We start from the raw sequence: 15,256 nt of genomic DNA, 5'->3' as shown, positions 1-15,256 counted from the left end.
GTCCGCGAACCGGACGGGGCCCCTCTCGTTCTACGCCGCTCGGTGAGCCCTAGAGCCCACCCTCCGACATGCCGTGCACGGCCGGAACCGTGCCCAGGCGGCCCTTCTGGAAGTCCTCGAAGGCCTGCTGGAGCTCGTCACGGGTGTTCATCACGAACGGGCCGTAGTGGGCCATCGGCTCACGGATCGGCCGGCCGCCCAGGATGACGACCTCCAGGTCCGGAGTGTTCGCGTCCTGCTTCTCGTCCGCGCGGACGGTGAGGGAGGAACCCTCGCCGAAGACGGTCGTCTGACCCGTGTGGACCGGACGACGCTCCGCTCCGACACTGCCGCGGCCGGCCATCACGTACGCGAGGGCGTTGAAGTCCTCGCGCCACGGGAGGGTCAGCTCGGCGCCGGGCGCCACGGTCGCGTGGACCATGGTGATCGGCGTGTGCGTGATGCCCGGGCCCTCGTGACCGTCCAGCTCACCGGCGATGACCCGTAGGAGCGCGCCGCCGTCGGCGGTGCTGAGCAGCTGGACCGAGCCACCGCGGATGTCCTGGTAGCGCGGCGCCATCATCTTGTCCTTGGCCGGCAGGTTCACCCACAGCTGGAGCCCGTGGAAAAGGCCGCCCGACACGACGAGCGACTCCGGCGGGGCCTCGATGTGCAGCAGGCCCGAGCCCGCCGTCATCCACTGGGTGTCACCGTTGGTGATCGTGCCGCCGCCACCGTTGGAGTCCTGGTGGTCGAAGACGCCGTCGATGATGTAGGTCACGGTCTCGAAGCCGCGGTGGGGGTGCCAGGGGGTGCCCTTCGGCTCTCCCGGCGCGTACTCCACCTCACCCATCTGGTCCATCATGATGAACGGGTCCAGATGGCGGTAGTTGATCCCGGCGAACGCGCGCCGAACCGGGAAGCCCTCACCCTCGAAACCGCTCGGTGCGGTGGTCACGGTGAGCACGGGACGGGCGACGGCCTCTGCCGATGCCGCCACACGGGGCAGGGTCAGCGGGTTCTCGACGGTCACTGCAGGCATGTCGGTACCTCCTTGTGCTCGGAGTTTAGTTGAATGTAGAACTTCTTGCCACCCGCAACACGAAGCGCTCGGAGGGAATTCCCTCCGAGCGCCAGGGGTGGTGCCAGGGGTGGTGCCGGGTGCGTGGTCGACTGCGGTCCGGCGGGGGCCGTTCGCGCAGTTCCCCGCGCCCCTCAAAAGCGGGGCTGCGCCCCTGCTTCTGCATTGGGGGGCGCGGGGAACTGCGCGAGCGACCACGACGCACCCGCGGACTCGCACGCTCCGCAGCCCCCACCCCCTCAGGGGCGCGGGGAACTGCGCGGGTGACCCCCGCCGGGGCGCGGCAGACAACGCACCCGGCACCACCCGGACAGGGCAGGGCCCGCGGAGCGTCAGCCGTACATGCGGCGCATCGCGAAGTCCACCATCTGCTCGACCGCCTTCGCGTCGAAGACGATGCGGTGCTCGCCCTCCATGTCCAGGACGAAGCCGTAGCCGGTGGGAAGCAGGTCGATCACCTCGGCTCCGGTGATCACGAAGTACTTGGACTCCTTGCCGGCGTACCGGCGCAGCTCCTTGAGCGAGGTGAACATCGGGATGACGGGCTGCTGCGTGTTGTGCAGCGCCAGGAAGCCGGGATTGTCGCCGCGCGGGCAGTAGACCTTGGACGTGGCGAAGACCTGCTGGAAGTCCTCGGGGGTCAGCGACCCCGTGGTGAACGCGCGCACCGCGTCCGCGAGCGACGGCGGCGACGGCTCCGGGTAGAGCGGCGGCTGCTGGCCGTACCCGCCGACCCCACCGGGCATCTGCTGCTGCGGCGGCGGCTGGGGCTGCGCGTACTGCTGCTGCCCCGGTCCCACGTTCTGGTCGTAGCCGTACATGGGGGCAAGAGTACCGACGGTACGCGGGCCCAAGGTCGTCACTGGCGGATTTCCTCGAACAGGTGGCGGGCCCGTCGGGTCGCAGCCGAATGTAGACCCTGCTCACACTTGGGCAAACAGGGGTTGCTTCTTATTACCGACGGGTAGCATCATCGTAGCTACTAGTTGGTACGTGAACCAGATGCGCACCAGACTCGCACCACGTAGCCCGAACCAGGTACGAGGAATCACCACCTCCCCGATCCCTTAACGGAGCCGTCGCCATGGGGCACTACAAGTCGAATCTCCGCGACATCGAGTTCAACCTCTTCGAGGTGCTCGGGCGCGACAAGCTGTACGGCACCGGCCCGTTCGCGGAGATGGACACCGAGACCGCCAAGAGCATCCTCGAAGAACTGACCCGCCTCTCCGAGAACGAGCTGGCGGATTCCTTCGCGGACGCCGACCGCAACCCGCCGGTCTTCGACCCGGAGACCAACACCGCGCCCGTCCCGGCGTCCTTCAAGAAGTCCTACAAGGCCTTCATGGACGCCGAGTACTGGCGGCTCGGCCTGCCCGAGGAGATCGGCGGCACCACCGCGCCCCGCTCCCTGATCTGGGCGTACGCGGAGCTGATCCTCGGCGCGAACCCCGCGGTCTGGATGTACTGCTCGGGCCCCGCCTTCGCGGGCATCCTCTTCGAAGAGGGCAACGAGGTCCAGAAGCACATCGCGAAGATCGCCGTCGACAAGCACTGGGGCTCCACCATGGTGCTCACCGAGCCGGACGCCGGCTCGGACGTCGGCGCCGGCCGCACCAAGGCGGTCCAGCAGGAGGACGGCTCCTGGCACATCGAGGGCGTCAAGCGCTTCATCACGTCCGGTGAGCACGACATGGAGGAGAACATCCTCCACTACGTCCTCGCCCGGCCGGAGGGCGCCGGACCCGGCACCAAGGGCCTGTCCCTCTTCCTCGTACCGAAGTTCGAGTTCGACTTCGAGACCGGCGAGCTGGGTGAGCGCAACGGCGTGTACGCCACGAACGTCGAGCACAAGATGGGCCTCAAGGCCTCCAACACCTGCGAGATGACGTTCGGCGACCGCCACCCCGCCAAGGGCTGGCTCATCGGCGACAAGCACGACGGCATCCGCCAGATGTTCCGCATCATCGAGTTCGCCCGCATGATGGTCGGCACGAAGGCGATCTCCACGCTCTCCACGGGCTACCTGAACGCGCTGGAGTACGCCAAGGAGCGCGTCCAGGGTCCCGACCTCGCGCAGTTCATGGACAAGACCGCGCCCAAGGTCACCATCACGCACCACCCGGACGTGCGCCGCTCGCTGATGACGCAGAAGGCGTACGCGGAGGGCATGCGCGCGCTGGTGCTGCACACCGCCGCGATCCAGGACGAGATCCAGGTCAAGGAGGCCGAGGGCGAGGACGCCGGCGCCCTCGAAGCGCTCAACGACCTGCTCCTGCCGATCGTGAAGGGCTACGGCTCCGAGAAGGGCTACGAGCAGCTCGCCCAGTCGCTGCAGACCTTCGGCGGCTCCGGGTTCCTCCAGGAGTACCCGATCGAGCAGTACATCCGCGACGCGAAGATCGACACGCTGTACGAGGGCACGACCGCGATCCAGGGCCAGGACTTCTTCTTCCGGAAGATCGTCCGCAACCAGGGCGCCGCGCTGAACTCGCTCGCCGAGGACATCAAGAAGTTCCTGGCGCTCGGCACGGGCGGCGAGGGGCTGTCCGGCGCGCGTGAGCACCTCGCCAAGGCGGCCGTCGAGCTGGAGGCCATCGTCGGCCTGATGCTCACGGACCTCGCGGCGACCGAGCAGGACGTCAAGAACATCTACAAGGTCGGGCTGAACACCACCCGCCTGCTGATGGCCTCCGGTGACGTCGTCGTCGGCTACCTGCTCCTGAAGGGCGCGGCCGTCGCCGCCGAGAAGCTGGAGACGGCCTCGGCGAAGGACCGGGCGTTCTACACCGGGAAGATCGCGGCGGCCAACTTCTTCGCCGCGAACGTCCTGCCGGGCGTCACGGGCGCGCGCAAGCTCGCCGAGGCGGTGGAGCTGGACCTGATGGACCTGGACGAGTCCGCGTTCTGACCGGGGCCCACCTCGGGGGCTGCCGCCCCCGGACCCCCGCATCGCGCTGAACGCGCTCGTCCTCAAACGCCGGACAGGCCGCCCGCCGGGCTGAAGAGGAAGGCGGGGCGCAGCCCCCGCCTTCCTTCAGGGGCGCGGGGAACGGCGCGACCAGCCACACGCGACCCGCACCCGACCACACACCCCCCGGGCCGGGGCGCAGCCCCGCCCTCCAGGGGCGCGGGGAACTGCGCGGCCAACCCCCACCGGCCCGCACCGACCGCGCACCCCCACCCCTTCCCCGCCGGAGGGCCCGTTCCCATCCCCGGGAGCGGGCCCTCGTCCGTCGTTAAGGTGAACCCATGCGCACACCCCCCCGCTTCGACCGCGGACACACCGACGACCTCATGTCCTTCCTGGCGGCGAGCCCGTCCCCGTACCACGCGGTGGCGAACGCCGCCGAGCGGTTGGAGAAGGCCGGCTTCCGCCAGGTCGCGGAGACCGACGCGTGGGACGGGACCACCGGCGGGAAGTACGTGCTGCGCGGCGGCGCGATCGTGGCCTGGTACGTGCCGGAGGGCGCCGAGCCGCACACCCCCTTCCGCATCGTCGGGGCGCACACCGACTCCCCCAACCTGCGGGTGAAGCCGCGCCCCGACAACGGCGGGCACGGCTGGAGACAGATCGCGGTCGAGGTCTACGGCGGTCCGCTGCTCAACTCCTGGCTGGACCGCGACCTCGGACTGGCCGGCCGACTGTCGCTGCGGGACGGTTCGACACGGCTCGTGAACGTCGACCGCGCGCTGCTGCGGGTGCCGCAGCTCGCCATCCACCTGGACCGTTCCGTCACCGCCGAGGGCCTCAAGCTCGACAAGCAGCGGCATCTGCAGCCCGTCTGGGGCCTCGGCGACGACGTGCACGACGGCGATCTGATCCGCTTCCTGGAGCAGGAGGCCGGCATCCCCGAGGGCGAGACCATCGGCTGGGACCTGATGGTCCACTCGATCGAACCGCCCGCCTACCTGGGCCGCGACAAGGACCTCGTCGCGGGCCCGCGCATGGACAACCTGCTGTCCGTGCACGCCGGTACGGCGGCGCTGGCGGCCGTGGCCACCTCCGAGGAGACCCTGCCGTACATCCCGGTCCTCGCGGCGTTCGACCACGAGGAGAACGGCTCGCAGTCCGACACGGGCGCGGACGGCCCGCTGCTCGGCGGCGTGCTGGAACGTTCGGTGTTCGCGCGCGGCGGCTCGTACGAGGACCGGGCGCGCGCCTTCGCGGGCTCCGTCTGTCTCTCCTCCGACACGGGCCACGCCGTGCACCCGAACTACGCGGAGCGGCACGACCCGACGCACCACCCGCGCGCGGGCAAGGGCCCGATCCTCAAGGTGAACGTCAACAACCGCTACGCCACGGACGGTTCGGGCCGCGCGGTCTTCGCCACCGCCTGCGACAAGGCCGGAGTGCCCTTCCAGACCTTCGTCTCCAACAACTCCATGCCCTGCGGCACGACGATCGGGCCCATCACCGCGGCCCGCCACGGCATCAAGACGGTCGACATCGGCGTGGCCATCCTGTCGATGCACAGCGCCCGCGAACTGTGCGGCGCGGACGACCCGTTCCTCCTGGCGAACGCGCTGGTGGCGTTCCTGGAGGGCTAGCGGATTCCCCAACTGGCCGGTCCGGTCGGCGAATCGGTCCACGGGCCGCTTCCCTGCGAGTCGTCCGCCGCTGCATGGAGGGGCCGCCTCCGGGTACCCGCACTGGGCCCGGGGCCGTACGGTCTCCGGGCCCGGCACGAGATCGTGCGCAACAGGAGGCGACATCCATGGGCCTGGGCGGATGCATCATTTTGATCGCCGCAGGGGCGATCCTCACCTTCGCGACCGACTGGGACATGCAGGGGGTCAACCTCGACCTGGTCGGCGTCATCTTCATGATCGTCGGCCTGATCGGTGTGGCGACCTTCAGCAGCATCGCCAGGCGCCGGCGGGCCGTGGTGGCACCGCCGACCACGACGGTGATCGACGACCAGCGTCATCACAACCACAGCGGCTACAGCGACGGTTACGGCGGCTGACCGGCGTACGCGCCACCTGATACGCGTCACCTGATATCCGTCACCTGAGGCGACTTCGCGTCGACCGAGGTGACTCGGGTCGCCGCGGTGCGTCCGGGCCGGAGCGGTGGGCCGATCGGTTCCGGCTCCCGCTCCCGCCCTCGCCCTCGCGCGGTCATGGTGTCGCCGGACGCGGTACGGACAGGTCGAACCAGACCGCCTTGCCCTCCGGGTGGGTCTGTCCGCCGTACGGGATGTCCGGAGCGTGGCCCCAGCGGCCCTCCGTGAGGCCGTCCACCAGGCAGAGGCCCCGGCCGCAGTCCTCTCACCCACCCCCGCCGCCCTGAACGCCCTGCTCGCGGCAGTGAAACGTCGGTGACGGCTCAGTTCAGTGCGTGGCCCGTCGTCTCGTCCACATGGGCCGGCACCTCGTCGTGGCGGTCCCCGACCGTGGACGTGCCGGTCGGTTCGAGGAGGAGGATCTCGGTCGGTACGGAGGCGTACGGCTTGTGCTCCGTGCCGCGCGGGACCGTGAAGACACTGCCCCTGGGCAGTACGACCGTGCGCTCGCCGGCCGCCTCGCGCAGCGCGATGTGCAGTTCGCCGTCCAGGACCAGGAAGAACTCGTCGGTGTGGTCGTGAACGTGCCAGAGGTGTTCACCCTCGACCTTGGCGACGCGGACGTCGTAGTCGTTGACGGCGGTGACGATACGAGGACTCCACCGCTCGGTGAACGAGGCCAGGGCGGCGGACAGGGCAACAGGTTCCGTGAGTGCGCTCATACCGGTCATCGTCGACGATGGCGCCCGGCTCGGACGAGTGCTAGAAATCGCACATGCCGCATGGATCCTCGCACCGCGTGGCCGTGATCGTCGACGAGGGCACCAACCCCTTCGAGGTCGGGGTCGCGACCGAGCTGTTCGGGCTGCCCCGCCCCGAACTCGGCCTCCCGGCCCCCCTGTACGACCTGACGCTGTGCACGCCCACCCCCGGCATCCGGATGAACCACGGCTTCTTCACGCTGAGCGGCGTACCCGGGCTCGAAGCGGTGGACAACGCGGACACCCTCGTCGTCCCCGGCCGCCCCGACAACGTCGTACCGCGCGGGGATGCCGTCCTCGACGCCGTCCGGCGCGCCCATGCGCGGGGCGCCCGCGTCGTGAGCCTGTGCACCGGGAGTTTCGCGCTCGCCGAGGCCGGAATCCTGGACGGACGCCGGGCCACCACCCACTGGCGCTGGGCCGACCTCTTCCGGGAACTGCACCCGAAGGTCCTCCTGGAGCCGGACGTCCTGTTCGTGGACGAGGGAGACGTGCTGACGGCGGCGGGCAGCGCGGCGGCCCTCGACCTCGGGCTGTACATCGTCCGGCGCGACCACGGCGCCGAGATCGCGAACGCCGTGTCCCGGCGCCTCGTCTTCGCCGCCCACCGCGACGGCGGACAGCGGCAGTTCACCGAACGACCGCTCCCCCACGTCCCGGACGAATCCCTGGCGCCGCTGCTCGCCTGGGCCGCGGAACGGATCGGCGAGCCCCTCACGGTCCCGGACCTCGCGGCGCACGCGGCGGTCAGCCCGGCCACGCTGCACCGCCGTTTCCGCGCCCAGCTCGGTACGACCCCGCTGGCCTGGCTGACCGGCGAGCGCGTGGCACTGGCCTGCCGGCTCATCGAACGCGGTGAGGAACGCCTCGACGTCGTGGCCCACCGCAGCGGCCTCGGCACCGCCGCCAACCTGCGCGTACGGCTGCGCCGCGAGACGGGACTCAGCCCGACGGCCTACCGTCGGCGTTTCGGCCCCTCTGCCGGGGAAGCGCTATGAACATGAGATTCCTCGTACGCGACCGGCTCCTGGGCTTCGGTGACGACTACTGGATCGAGGACGAGCAGGGCCACAAGGCCTTCCTCGTCGACGGCAAGGCGATGCGGCTGCGGGACACCTTCGAGCTGAAGGACCGGCAGGGGCGCGTGCTGATCGACATCCACAAGAAGATGCTCGCGCTGCGGGACACGATGGTCGTCGAACGGGACGGCGAGCCGCTGGCGACCATCCGGCGCAAGCGGCTGTCGCTGCTGCGCAACCACTATCGCGTCACGCTCGCGGACGGTACCGAACTGGACGTCAGCGGCAAGATCCTGGACCGGGAGTTCGTCGTCGAGTACGACGGCGAACTGCTGGCCCTCATCTCGCGCCGCTGGCTGCGGGTGCGGGAGACGTACGGCGTGGAGGTCGTACGCGACGACGCGGATCCGACGCTGCTGATCGCGGTGGCGGTGTGCGTGATCCACTTGGCGGAACGAGAATCCGACTCGGACTGACAGGCAATTTCCCTCGCCCCCGCCGCCCCTACCCGTCCCGTCACTGTGTCCTCAAACGCCGGACGGGCTGAAAGACATCCGCCGGTCCGGGGACATCCCAGCCCGTCCGGCGTTTGAGGACAACGGGGGCGAGGGGGCGCAGCCCCCCCCTGCGTGGACGGGAACGGGTAGGGGCGGCGGGGGCGAAAAACCCCTGCCCACCCCCTGCTCACCCCCGGCCGGCCGCCACCTCAGCGCCGCGGCGCCGCAACCCCCAGCAACCGATCCTTCAGCGCGGGAAACTGCTCCCGCGTCGCACCGACCCGCGCAGGATCGAACTCCACCACAAGAACCTCCTCCCCGGCCCCCGCCTCGGCGAGAACCTCCCCCCAGGGATCGACCACGATCGAGTACCCGGCCTGCGGAACCCCCGCATGCGCCCCGGCCGTTCCACAGGCGAGCACATACGCCTGGTCCTCGACAGCCCGCGCACGCGCCAGCAGCGTCCAGTGCGAGCGCCGCCGCTCGGGCCACCCCGCGGAGACGACGAGCGTCTCGGCCCCGGCGTCGACGAGCCCCCGGAAGAGTTCGGGGAACCGGAGGTCGTAACAGGTCGCCAGCCCGACCGTGGTCTCCGGCAGCCGCACGGTGACCAGCTCGGACCCGGCACCCATCAGCACGGCCTCGCCCTTGTCGAAGCCGAAGCGATGGATCTTGCGGTACGTGGCGACGAGGTCTCCGGAGGGGGAGAAGACGAGCGAGGTGTTGTAGAGCCCTCCGCCGGACCCCGCCTCACCTGTCACCCGTTCGGGAATCGACCCCGCGTGCAACCACACACCCGCGTCGCTCGCCGCCTTGGCCATCACTTCGTAAGTGGGCCCTTCGAGCGGCTCCGCCTCGGTGCCGAACGACTCGTAGGCGAAGGCGCCCGTCGTCCAGAGTTCGGGCAGGATGACCAGGTCGGACGCGGTCTGCTGCCGTACGAGCGAGGCGACACGCTGTCTGCGGGCGTCGACCGATTCGGCCTCGTCCACGTCGATCTGGAGGAGAGAGGCGCGCACACTACCACCGTCCTGGCATTCGAGGCTTTGATACGGGCCTACGATCGTCACACGAAAGCACTGCCGGGGTGCCTCACAGCAGCGTAACTTAGCGTCCCAAGACACCCGCAGCCTGTGTTCTGCCCGCGCCCAACCGCCCGAGGGGTCCCGTTCCGTGAGTCTGCATCCCAGCCTTCAGTCCTACGCCGACGCCTGGACGCACTCCATCGACGCGATATCCGATCTCGTGTCACCGCTGGTGGAGGGTGAATGGAATCGGCGGACTCCATGCCCTGGCTGGTCGGTGCGCGACCTCGTCTCCCATGTGATCGGCCTCGACTGCGAGGCGCTGGGCGACCCCCGGCCGATCCACACGCTCCCCCGCGACCTGTACCACGTGACGAACGAGCACCAGCGGTACATGGAGATGCAGGTCGACGTCCGCCGTCACCACACCGCTCCGGAGATGACCTCCGAGCTGGAGTACACGATCATCCGCCGCAACCGCCAGCTGCGGAACGAGTCGCGCCGGCCCGACGCGCTGGTCCGCGGCCCGCTCGGCACCGAGGTCACCCTCGAAGAGTCCATGCGCAACCGGGCGTTCGACCTCTGGGTGCACGAGCAGGACCTGCGCACCACCCTGGGCCGGCCGGGCAACCTCGATTCCCCGGGTGCGTACATCGCCCGTGACGTCCTGCTCAGCAGGCTCCCCAAGGTCGTCGCGAAGGACGCGGGCGCACCGGCGAACTCGGCGATCGTCTTCGACGTCCACGGCCCCGTCGAGTTCCTGCGCACGGTCCGCGTCGACGCGGACGGCGTCGGCTCGATAGACGGTTCCCCCTCCCTCGGCCCGGCCGCCACCCTCGCCCTCGACTGGGAGACCTACTTCCGCCTGGCCTGCGGTCGCGTGACCCCGGAGTCGGTCGCGGACCGCCTCAAAACAGAGGGCGACCCGGACCTGACGGCAGCGATCCTCCACAACTTCACGGTCACGCCGTAGCCACATTCCTCAGCCCGTCCGCGACACCCTCAGCCCGTCCGGCGTTTGAGGACAAAGGGGGGCGAGGGGGCGCAGCCCCCATACGTGGACGATGGGGGTCCCCCCGGTCGAGCGAAGCCGAGAGTGGGGGAGGGTAGGGGCGGCGGGGGCGAAAAAAGCCCCCGCACACCCATCCCCCTACACGGGCACGTGCACCGTCTCCACCCGACTGGCAACCAACCGCTCCCGCTCCCGCCGAGCCGCAAGCTTCCGCAACCGAAGAATCTGACTCAGCCCGAGCGCCTGCAACACGAACACGGCGGAGAAGGCGACGCCGTAACTCCCCCCGGTGGCGTCCAACAGCACCCCCACCGCGAACAACGTCGTCATGGACGCGACGAACCCACCCATGTTGGTGATGCCGGAGGCGGTCCCCTGCCGCTCGGGCGGATTCGCCGGCCGCGCGAAGTCGAACCCGATCATCGAAGCGGGCCCGCACGCGCCGAGCACCGCGCACAGCACGATCAGCAGCCACATCGGCGCGTGCTCGGCGGGATACGCGAGCGTGGCGGCCCACACCACGGCCGTGGACAGGACCGTGCCGAGCGCCAGCGGCAGCCGCGCCGCATGGTGCCGGGCGACGATCTGCCCGTACACCAGGCCTATGAGCATGTTGGAGAGCACGACGAGGGTGAGGAGTTCACCGGCCGTCGCGCGGGACAGGCCCTGGGCCTCGACGAGGAACGGCAGTCCCCACAGCAGCAGGAACACCATCGCCGGGAACTGGGTGGTGAAGTGCACCCACAGGCCGAGCCGGGTGCCGGGCTCCCGCCAGGACGCCGCGATCTGACGGCGTACGTAGGCGGCTCCCCGGTGCGGGAACGGCTCGGGTTCGTGCCCTTCGGGGTGGTCCTTCAGGAACGCCAGCATCAGGACGAGGACGATGACGCCGGCGACCGAGCTGCCCGCGAACGCGGCGGTCCAGCCGACTCCGTGCAGCAGCCGGGCCAGGACGAGCGTCGAGACGAGGTTGCCCGCCATGCCCACCAGTCCGGCGAGCTGCGCGACCATCGGCCCGCGCCGGGCCGGGAACCAGCGCGAGCCGAGCCGCAGCACGCTGATGAACGTCATCGCGTCACCGCACCCGAGCAGCGCGCGCGAGGCCAGCGCCGTTCCGTACGTCGGTGAGAACGCGAAGCCCAGCTGTCCGATCGTGAACAGCACGACGCCGAAGGTCAGCACCTTCTTCGTGCCCAGCCGGTCGACCATCAGGCCGACGGGTATCTGCATGCCCGCGTAGACGAGGAGCTGGAGGATCGAGAAGGTGGAGAGCGCGGAGGCGTTGACGTGGAAGCGGTCGGCGGCGTCGAGCCCCGCCACCCCCAGCGACGTACGGAAGATGACCGCGACGAAGTAGACGGAGACGCCGACGGACCAGACCGTCACGGCGCGACGGCCGCCGGGCGGGTCGCCGGGGAGTGCCAGGGAGGACGACGAGGACGAGCTCATCGGACGTCTCCCCGGGCGAGGTTGGAGAACCAGCTGACGTGACGGTGCACCAGGTCGACCGCCGCCTCCGCGTCGCCGGAGCGCAGCGCGTCGAGGATCTCCTGGTGCTCGGTGAGCGTCTTGGTGATCCGGTCGGGGTGGGCGTGCATCACGGCGACGCCCATCCGCAGCTGCCGGTCGCGCAGTTGGTCGTAGAGGCGGGAGAGGATCTCGTTGCCCCCGCTGCGGACGATCTCGGCGTGGAAGCAGCGGTCGGTGACGGCGGCTCCGGCCAGATCGCCGGCGGCGGCCCGGTCCTGCTGTTCGGCGAGGAGTTCGGTCAGGCGCTCGATCAGCGCGGGCGAGGCCGGCACCGCCTTGCGGATGGCGTGCGCCTCGACGAGCTGCCGGGTCTCCACCACGTCCGCGATCTCCTGCGCGGAGACGGGCAGGACGAGGGCTCCCTTTTTCGGGTAGAGCCGGATCAACCCCTCGACTTCCAGTTTGAGCAGCGCCTCGCGCACCGGTGTCCGTGAGACACCGACGGCGTCGGCCAGCTCGCCTTCGGTGAGCAGGGTCCCACCCTCGTACCTGCGCTCCAGCACAGCTTGTTTGACGTGCGCATATACGCGTTCGGCGGCGGGCGGCGGCTTCACGACGGGGGACGGGGCGGAAGGCATGCGCACAGCATAGATACAACACGTACGCATCGTCTCGGACGGTCCAGGATATGGACGAGGTAAAAAGGGGCACCCCGCTTCAGGAACTGCACATCCTTTTGTGCTACTCGTGTGTCTGAAGAGAAGGCGCCACCGGCAAGTGGGCGCTCTCTTGGGGCATTTGACACCAGTTCGGTGTTTCCAACGTAATCGGGGTAATCGACTTGATAACTGCCATTAAGGGCATGCGCGTCCGCAGAGCTGCCGCAGTGGTCTTCACCACCGGAGCCGTGCTCGCGACCGGTGCCCTCGGCACGGCGCCCGCGCAGGCCCTCACGAAGCCCACGATCGCCGCCAAGGGCGGCTTCGTGATGAACAACGGCACGGGCACGTCGCTCTACACCAAGGCAGCGGACACCCGCCGCTCCACCGGCTCCACCACGAAGATCATGACCGCGAAGGTCGTCCTGTCCCAGCCGAACCTCAACCTCGACACCAAGGTCACCATCCAGAAGGCCTACAGCGACTACATCGTCGCCAACACCGCCTCCTCGGCCCGTCTGATCGTCGGCGACAAGGTCACCGTCCGTCAGCTGCTGTACGGCCTGATGCTGCCGTCCGGCTGCGACGCGGCGTACGCCCTCGCCGACAAGTTCGGTTCGGGCTCGACGCGTGCCGCCCGAGTGAAGTCGTTCATCGGCAAAATGAACAAGCAGGCCAAGGACCTCGGCCTGACGAACACGAAGTTCGACTCGTTCGACGGCATCGGCAACGGCTCGAACTACTCGACGCCGCGTGACCTCACGAAGATCACCAGCAGCGCGATGAAGAGTGCCAACTTCCGCGCGATCGTCAAGACGAAGAAGTACACGGCCAAGACCGTGACGAAGACCGGCAGCACCCGCACGATGGCGCCGTGGACCAACACCAACGGTCTGCTCAGCAGCTACTCCGGTTCGATCGGTGTGAAGACCGGTTCCGGCCCGGAGGCCAAGTACTGCCTGGTCTTCGCCGCCACGCGCAACGGCAAGACCGTCATCGGTACGGTCCTCGCCTCGACGTCCATCACGGCCCGTGAGTCGGACGCGAAGAAGCTCATGAACTACGGCTTCGCCAGGTAACCAGCCAAACCGACTGCGCCGTTCCCCGCGCCCCTGAAAAGGGGCGCGGGGAACGGCGCAATCTTTTGCCTTTCAGGGCCACGGGCAACGGCGCGACCGGCCCCCACCGGCCCGCAGAAGAACCGCTACCCCCAAGTGATCAACCGCTTCGGCTGTTCCAGAACCGCAGCCACATCCGCAAGCACCTTCGACCCCAGCTCCCCGTCGACCAGCCGGTGGTCGAAGGACAGCGCAAGCGTCGTGACCTGCCGAGCCTTGACCTTCCCCTTGTGCACCCACGGCTGCGGCTTGATGGACCCGACGGCGAGGATCGCCGACTCACCGGGGTTGAGGATCGGCGTACCCGTGTCGACCCCGAACACCCCGACGTTGGTGATCGTCACCGTCCCGCCCTGCATGGCCGCCGGCGACGTACGCCCCTCACGAGCCGTGCCGACCAGCTCACCCAGCGCCTCGGCGAGCTCCGGCAGCGTCTTGGCGTGCGCGTCCTTGATGTTCGGGACGATCAGACCGCGCGGCGTGGCCGCCGCGATGCCCAGGTTCACATAGTGCTTCCGCACGATCTCCTGGTTGGCCTCGTCCCATGAGGCGTTGACGTCCGGGTGGCGCTTGATGGCGACCAGCAGGGCCTTGGAGATCAGCAGCAGCGGGTTCACCCGCAGCCCCTGCATGTCCTTGTCCTGCTTGAGCTCCTCGACCAGCTTCATCGTGCGCGTCACGTCGACCGTGACGAACTCGGTGACATGCGGCGCGGTGAACGCCGAGCCGACCATCGCGGCCGCGATCGCCTTGCGGACCCCCTTGACCGGTACACGGGTCTCCCGCACACCGTCGTACGAGGCGGCCGGGGCGGACGAGGCGAGCGGGGCCGCGGCCGGAGCGCCGACGGACGCCGGTGCCGTCGCGGGCGCCGCAGTGACCGCGGGTGCCTGGACGGAGGCCGGAGCAGGGGCGGGGGCGACCGCCGCGTGCACGTCCTCGCGGGTGATGATCCCGTCCGGACCGGAGGGCGTGACCGCCGCCAGATCCACCCCGAGGTCCTTGGCCAGCTTGCGCACCGGAGGCTTGGCCAGCGGACGGGCCGCGGGGGCCGCGTGTCCGTTCAGCTCGCCGTTGACCGCGGCGGCTGCCGCGGCCACCTCCGGCTGCTGGGCCGGCACACCCCTGCGGGGGCGACGCTTGGTGGAGGCCACCGAGACCCCGTACCCGACGAGAACCGGCTTGCGGCCCTCCGGCGCGGGCTCGGCCTCCGCGGAAGCCGCGGGAGCCGGAGTCGCGGCCGGAGCCGCCGGAGCAGGAGTCGCCGGGGCCGTCACAGCCGCGGCCGGAGCCGTTGAAGCAGCCGGAGCGGCCGAAGAGGCCGACTCGGCCGCGCCGGCCGAAGCCGCTCCGCCGCCCACGTCCACCGCGATGATCACCTGGCCGACGTCCACCGTCGTCCCCTCGGGGAAGCGCAGCTCGTGCACCACCCCGTCGTAGGGGATCGGCAGCTCGACGGCGGCCTTGGCGGTCTCCACTTCGCAGACCACCTGCCCGTCGGTCACCGTGTCACCGGGCTGGACGTACCACTTGAGGATCTCCGCCTCGGTCAGGCCCTCGCCCACATCGGGCATCTTGAACTCGCGCAGCCCCGAGGCCGTTTCAGTCATCGTCGTCACGACCTTC

15 protein-coding genes are annotated in these 15,256 nt (G+C 69.7%); 7 read left to right on the top strand and 8 right to left on the bottom strand.

The genetic code is table 11. From position 1 onward, the window contains the following. Positions 1–49: 49 nt before the first annotated feature. Both ACZ60E_RS12915 and ACZ60E_RS12910 read right to left on the bottom strand, forming a co-directional pair. Complete coding sequence (locus ACZ60E_RS12915) at positions 50–1,021, bottom strand: pirin family protein (protein WP_385837780.1); 972 nt, start codon at positions 1,019–1,021, stop codon at positions 50–52. Positions 1,022–1,392: 371 nt separating this feature from the next. After that, positions 1,393–1,881: an SseB family protein gene (locus tag ACZ60E_RS12910; protein WP_414109482.1), complete on the bottom strand. Its 489-nt coding sequence runs from the start codon at positions 1,879–1,881 to the stop codon at positions 1,393–1,395. 263 nt (positions 1,882–2,144) lie between these two features. On the opposite strand from ACZ60E_RS12910, the gene ACZ60E_RS12905 reads away from it, so the two are divergent. The 3 genes from ACZ60E_RS12905 (at position 2,145) to ACZ60E_RS12895 (ending at position 6,030) form a co-directional block, all read left to right on the top strand. Beyond that, positions 2,145–3,971, top strand: a complete 1,827-nt coding sequence (locus ACZ60E_RS12905) for an acyl-CoA dehydrogenase (protein WP_469440015.1) — start codon at positions 2,145–2,147, stop codon at positions 3,969–3,971. Positions 3,972–4,312: 341 nt separating this feature from the next. Continuing rightward, positions 4,313–5,611: a M18 family aminopeptidase gene (locus ACZ60E_RS12900; RefSeq protein ID WP_384803683.1), complete on the top strand. Its 1,299-nt coding sequence runs from the start codon at positions 4,313–4,315 to the stop codon at positions 5,609–5,611. A gap of 167 nt (positions 5,612–5,778) precedes the next feature. Next, positions 5,779–6,030: a DUF6458 family protein gene (locus ACZ60E_RS12895; protein WP_384803686.1), complete on the top strand. Its 252-nt coding sequence runs from the start codon at positions 5,779–5,781 to the stop codon at positions 6,028–6,030. 154 nt (positions 6,031–6,184) lie between these two features. On the opposite strand, the gene ACZ60E_RS12890 is transcribed toward ACZ60E_RS12895, so the two are convergent. Together ACZ60E_RS12890 and ACZ60E_RS12885 are read right to left on the bottom strand one after the other, a co-directional pair. Further along, positions 6,185–6,307 carry a hypothetical protein gene (locus ACZ60E_RS12890; protein WP_469440012.1) on the bottom strand — a complete coding sequence of 41 codons (123 nt, stop codon included), beginning with the start codon at positions 6,305–6,307 and terminating at the stop codon, positions 6,185–6,187. 85 nt (positions 6,308–6,392) lie between these two features. Further along, positions 6,393–6,791 carry a cupin domain-containing protein gene (locus ACZ60E_RS12885; protein ID WP_469440009.1) on the bottom strand — a complete coding sequence of 133 codons (399 nt, stop codon included), beginning with the start codon at positions 6,789–6,791 and terminating at the stop codon, positions 6,393–6,395. A gap of 53 nt (positions 6,792–6,844) precedes the next feature. Here ACZ60E_RS12885 and ACZ60E_RS12880 point away from each other — a divergent pair, with 53 nt between their 5' ends. Continuing rightward, entirely contained in the window at positions 6,845–7,828 is a 984-nt protein-coding gene (locus tag ACZ60E_RS12880) for a GlxA family transcriptional regulator (RefSeq protein WP_469440007.1), read from the top strand. Between the two features lie 2 nt (positions 7,829–7,830). Then, positions 7,831–8,325, top strand: coding sequence for an LURP-one-related/scramblase family protein (locus tag ACZ60E_RS12875; RefSeq protein WP_384803853.1), 495 nt, complete (start codon positions 7,831–7,833; stop codon positions 8,323–8,325). 230 nt (positions 8,326–8,555) lie between these two features. Here ACZ60E_RS12875 and ACZ60E_RS12870 read toward each other — a convergent pair whose 3' ends face one another. Continuing rightward, positions 8,556–9,365, bottom strand: a complete 810-nt coding sequence (locus ACZ60E_RS12870; protein WP_469440005.1) for a carbon-nitrogen family hydrolase — start codon at positions 9,363–9,365, stop codon at positions 8,556–8,558. A gap of 154 nt (positions 9,366–9,519) precedes the next feature. On the opposite strand from ACZ60E_RS12870, the gene ACZ60E_RS12865 reads away from it, so the two are divergent. Beyond that, positions 9,520–10,344, top strand: a complete 825-nt coding sequence (locus ACZ60E_RS12865; RefSeq protein ID WP_384803701.1) for a maleylpyruvate isomerase family mycothiol-dependent enzyme — start codon at positions 9,520–9,522, stop codon at positions 10,342–10,344. Positions 10,345–10,521: 177 nt separating this feature from the next. On the opposite strand, the gene ACZ60E_RS12860 is transcribed toward ACZ60E_RS12865, so the two are convergent. Next, entirely contained in the window at positions 10,522–11,832 is a 1,311-nt protein-coding gene (locus ACZ60E_RS12860) for an MFS transporter (RefSeq protein WP_469440001.1), read from the bottom strand. Further along, positions 11,829–12,491 carry a GntR family transcriptional regulator gene (locus ACZ60E_RS12855; RefSeq protein ID WP_384803708.1) on the bottom strand — a complete coding sequence of 221 codons (663 nt, stop codon included), beginning with the start codon at positions 12,489–12,491 and terminating at the stop codon, positions 11,829–11,831. Before ACZ60E_RS12855 ends, ACZ60E_RS12860 begins: the two co-directional genes overlap by 4 nt. Before the next feature lie 224 nt (positions 12,492–12,715). Between ACZ60E_RS12855 and ACZ60E_RS12850 the strand changes: the two genes are divergently transcribed. Then, positions 12,716–13,591: a D-alanyl-D-alanine carboxypeptidase family protein gene (locus ACZ60E_RS12850; RefSeq protein ID WP_384803711.1), complete on the top strand. Its 876-nt coding sequence runs from the start codon at positions 12,716–12,718 to the stop codon at positions 13,589–13,591. A 125-nt stretch (positions 13,592–13,716) separates the two neighbouring features. Here ACZ60E_RS12850 and ACZ60E_RS12845 read toward each other — a convergent pair whose 3' ends face one another. After that, on the bottom strand, positions 13,717–15,249 hold the full coding sequence (locus tag ACZ60E_RS12845; protein ID WP_469439998.1) for a dihydrolipoamide acetyltransferase family protein: 1,533 nt from the start codon (positions 15,247–15,249) through the stop codon (positions 13,717–13,719). Positions 15,250–15,256: the final 7 nt, after the last annotated feature.

Source organism: Streptomyces sp. NPDC102514 (assembly GCF_055584525.1).
This window is presented reverse-complemented; position numbering and strand designations above follow the sequence as displayed.

Coding starts and splice junctions, on each gene's coding strand:
- ACZ60E_RS12915 (WP_385837780.1), bottom strand. CDS start 1,021: ATGCCTGCAGTGACCGTCGAGAACCCGCTGACCCTGCCCCGTGTGGCG.
- ACZ60E_RS12910 (WP_414109482.1), bottom strand. CDS start 1,881: ATGTACGGCTACGACCAGAACGTGGGACCGGGGCAGCAGCAGTACGCG.
- ACZ60E_RS12905 (WP_469440015.1), top strand. CDS start 2,145: ATGGGGCACTACAAGTCGAATCTCCGCGACATCGAGTTCAACCTCTTC.
- ACZ60E_RS12900 (WP_384803683.1), top strand. CDS start 4,313: ATGCGCACACCCCCCCGCTTCGACCGCGGACACACCGACGACCTCATG.
- ACZ60E_RS12895 (WP_384803686.1), top strand. CDS start 5,779: ATGGGCCTGGGCGGATGCATCATTTTGATCGCCGCAGGGGCGATCCTC.
- ACZ60E_RS12885 (WP_469440009.1), bottom strand. CDS start 6,791: ATGAGCGCACTCACGGAACCTGTTGCCCTGTCCGCCGCCCTGGCCTCG.
- ACZ60E_RS12880 (WP_469440007.1), top strand. CDS start 6,845: ATGCCGCATGGATCCTCGCACCGCGTGGCCGTGATCGTCGACGAGGGC.
- ACZ60E_RS12875 (WP_384803853.1), top strand. CDS start 7,831: ATGAGATTCCTCGTACGCGACCGGCTCCTGGGCTTCGGTGACGACTAC.
- ACZ60E_RS12860 (WP_469440001.1), bottom strand. CDS start 11,832: ATGAGCTCGTCCTCGTCGTCCTCCCTGGCACTCCCCGGCGACCCGCCC.
- ACZ60E_RS12855 (WP_384803708.1), bottom strand. CDS start 12,491: ATGCCTTCCGCCCCGTCCCCCGTCGTGAAGCCGCCGCCCGCCGCCGAA.
- ACZ60E_RS12850 (WP_384803711.1), top strand. CDS start 12,716: ATGCGCGTCCGCAGAGCTGCCGCAGTGGTCTTCACCACCGGAGCCGTG.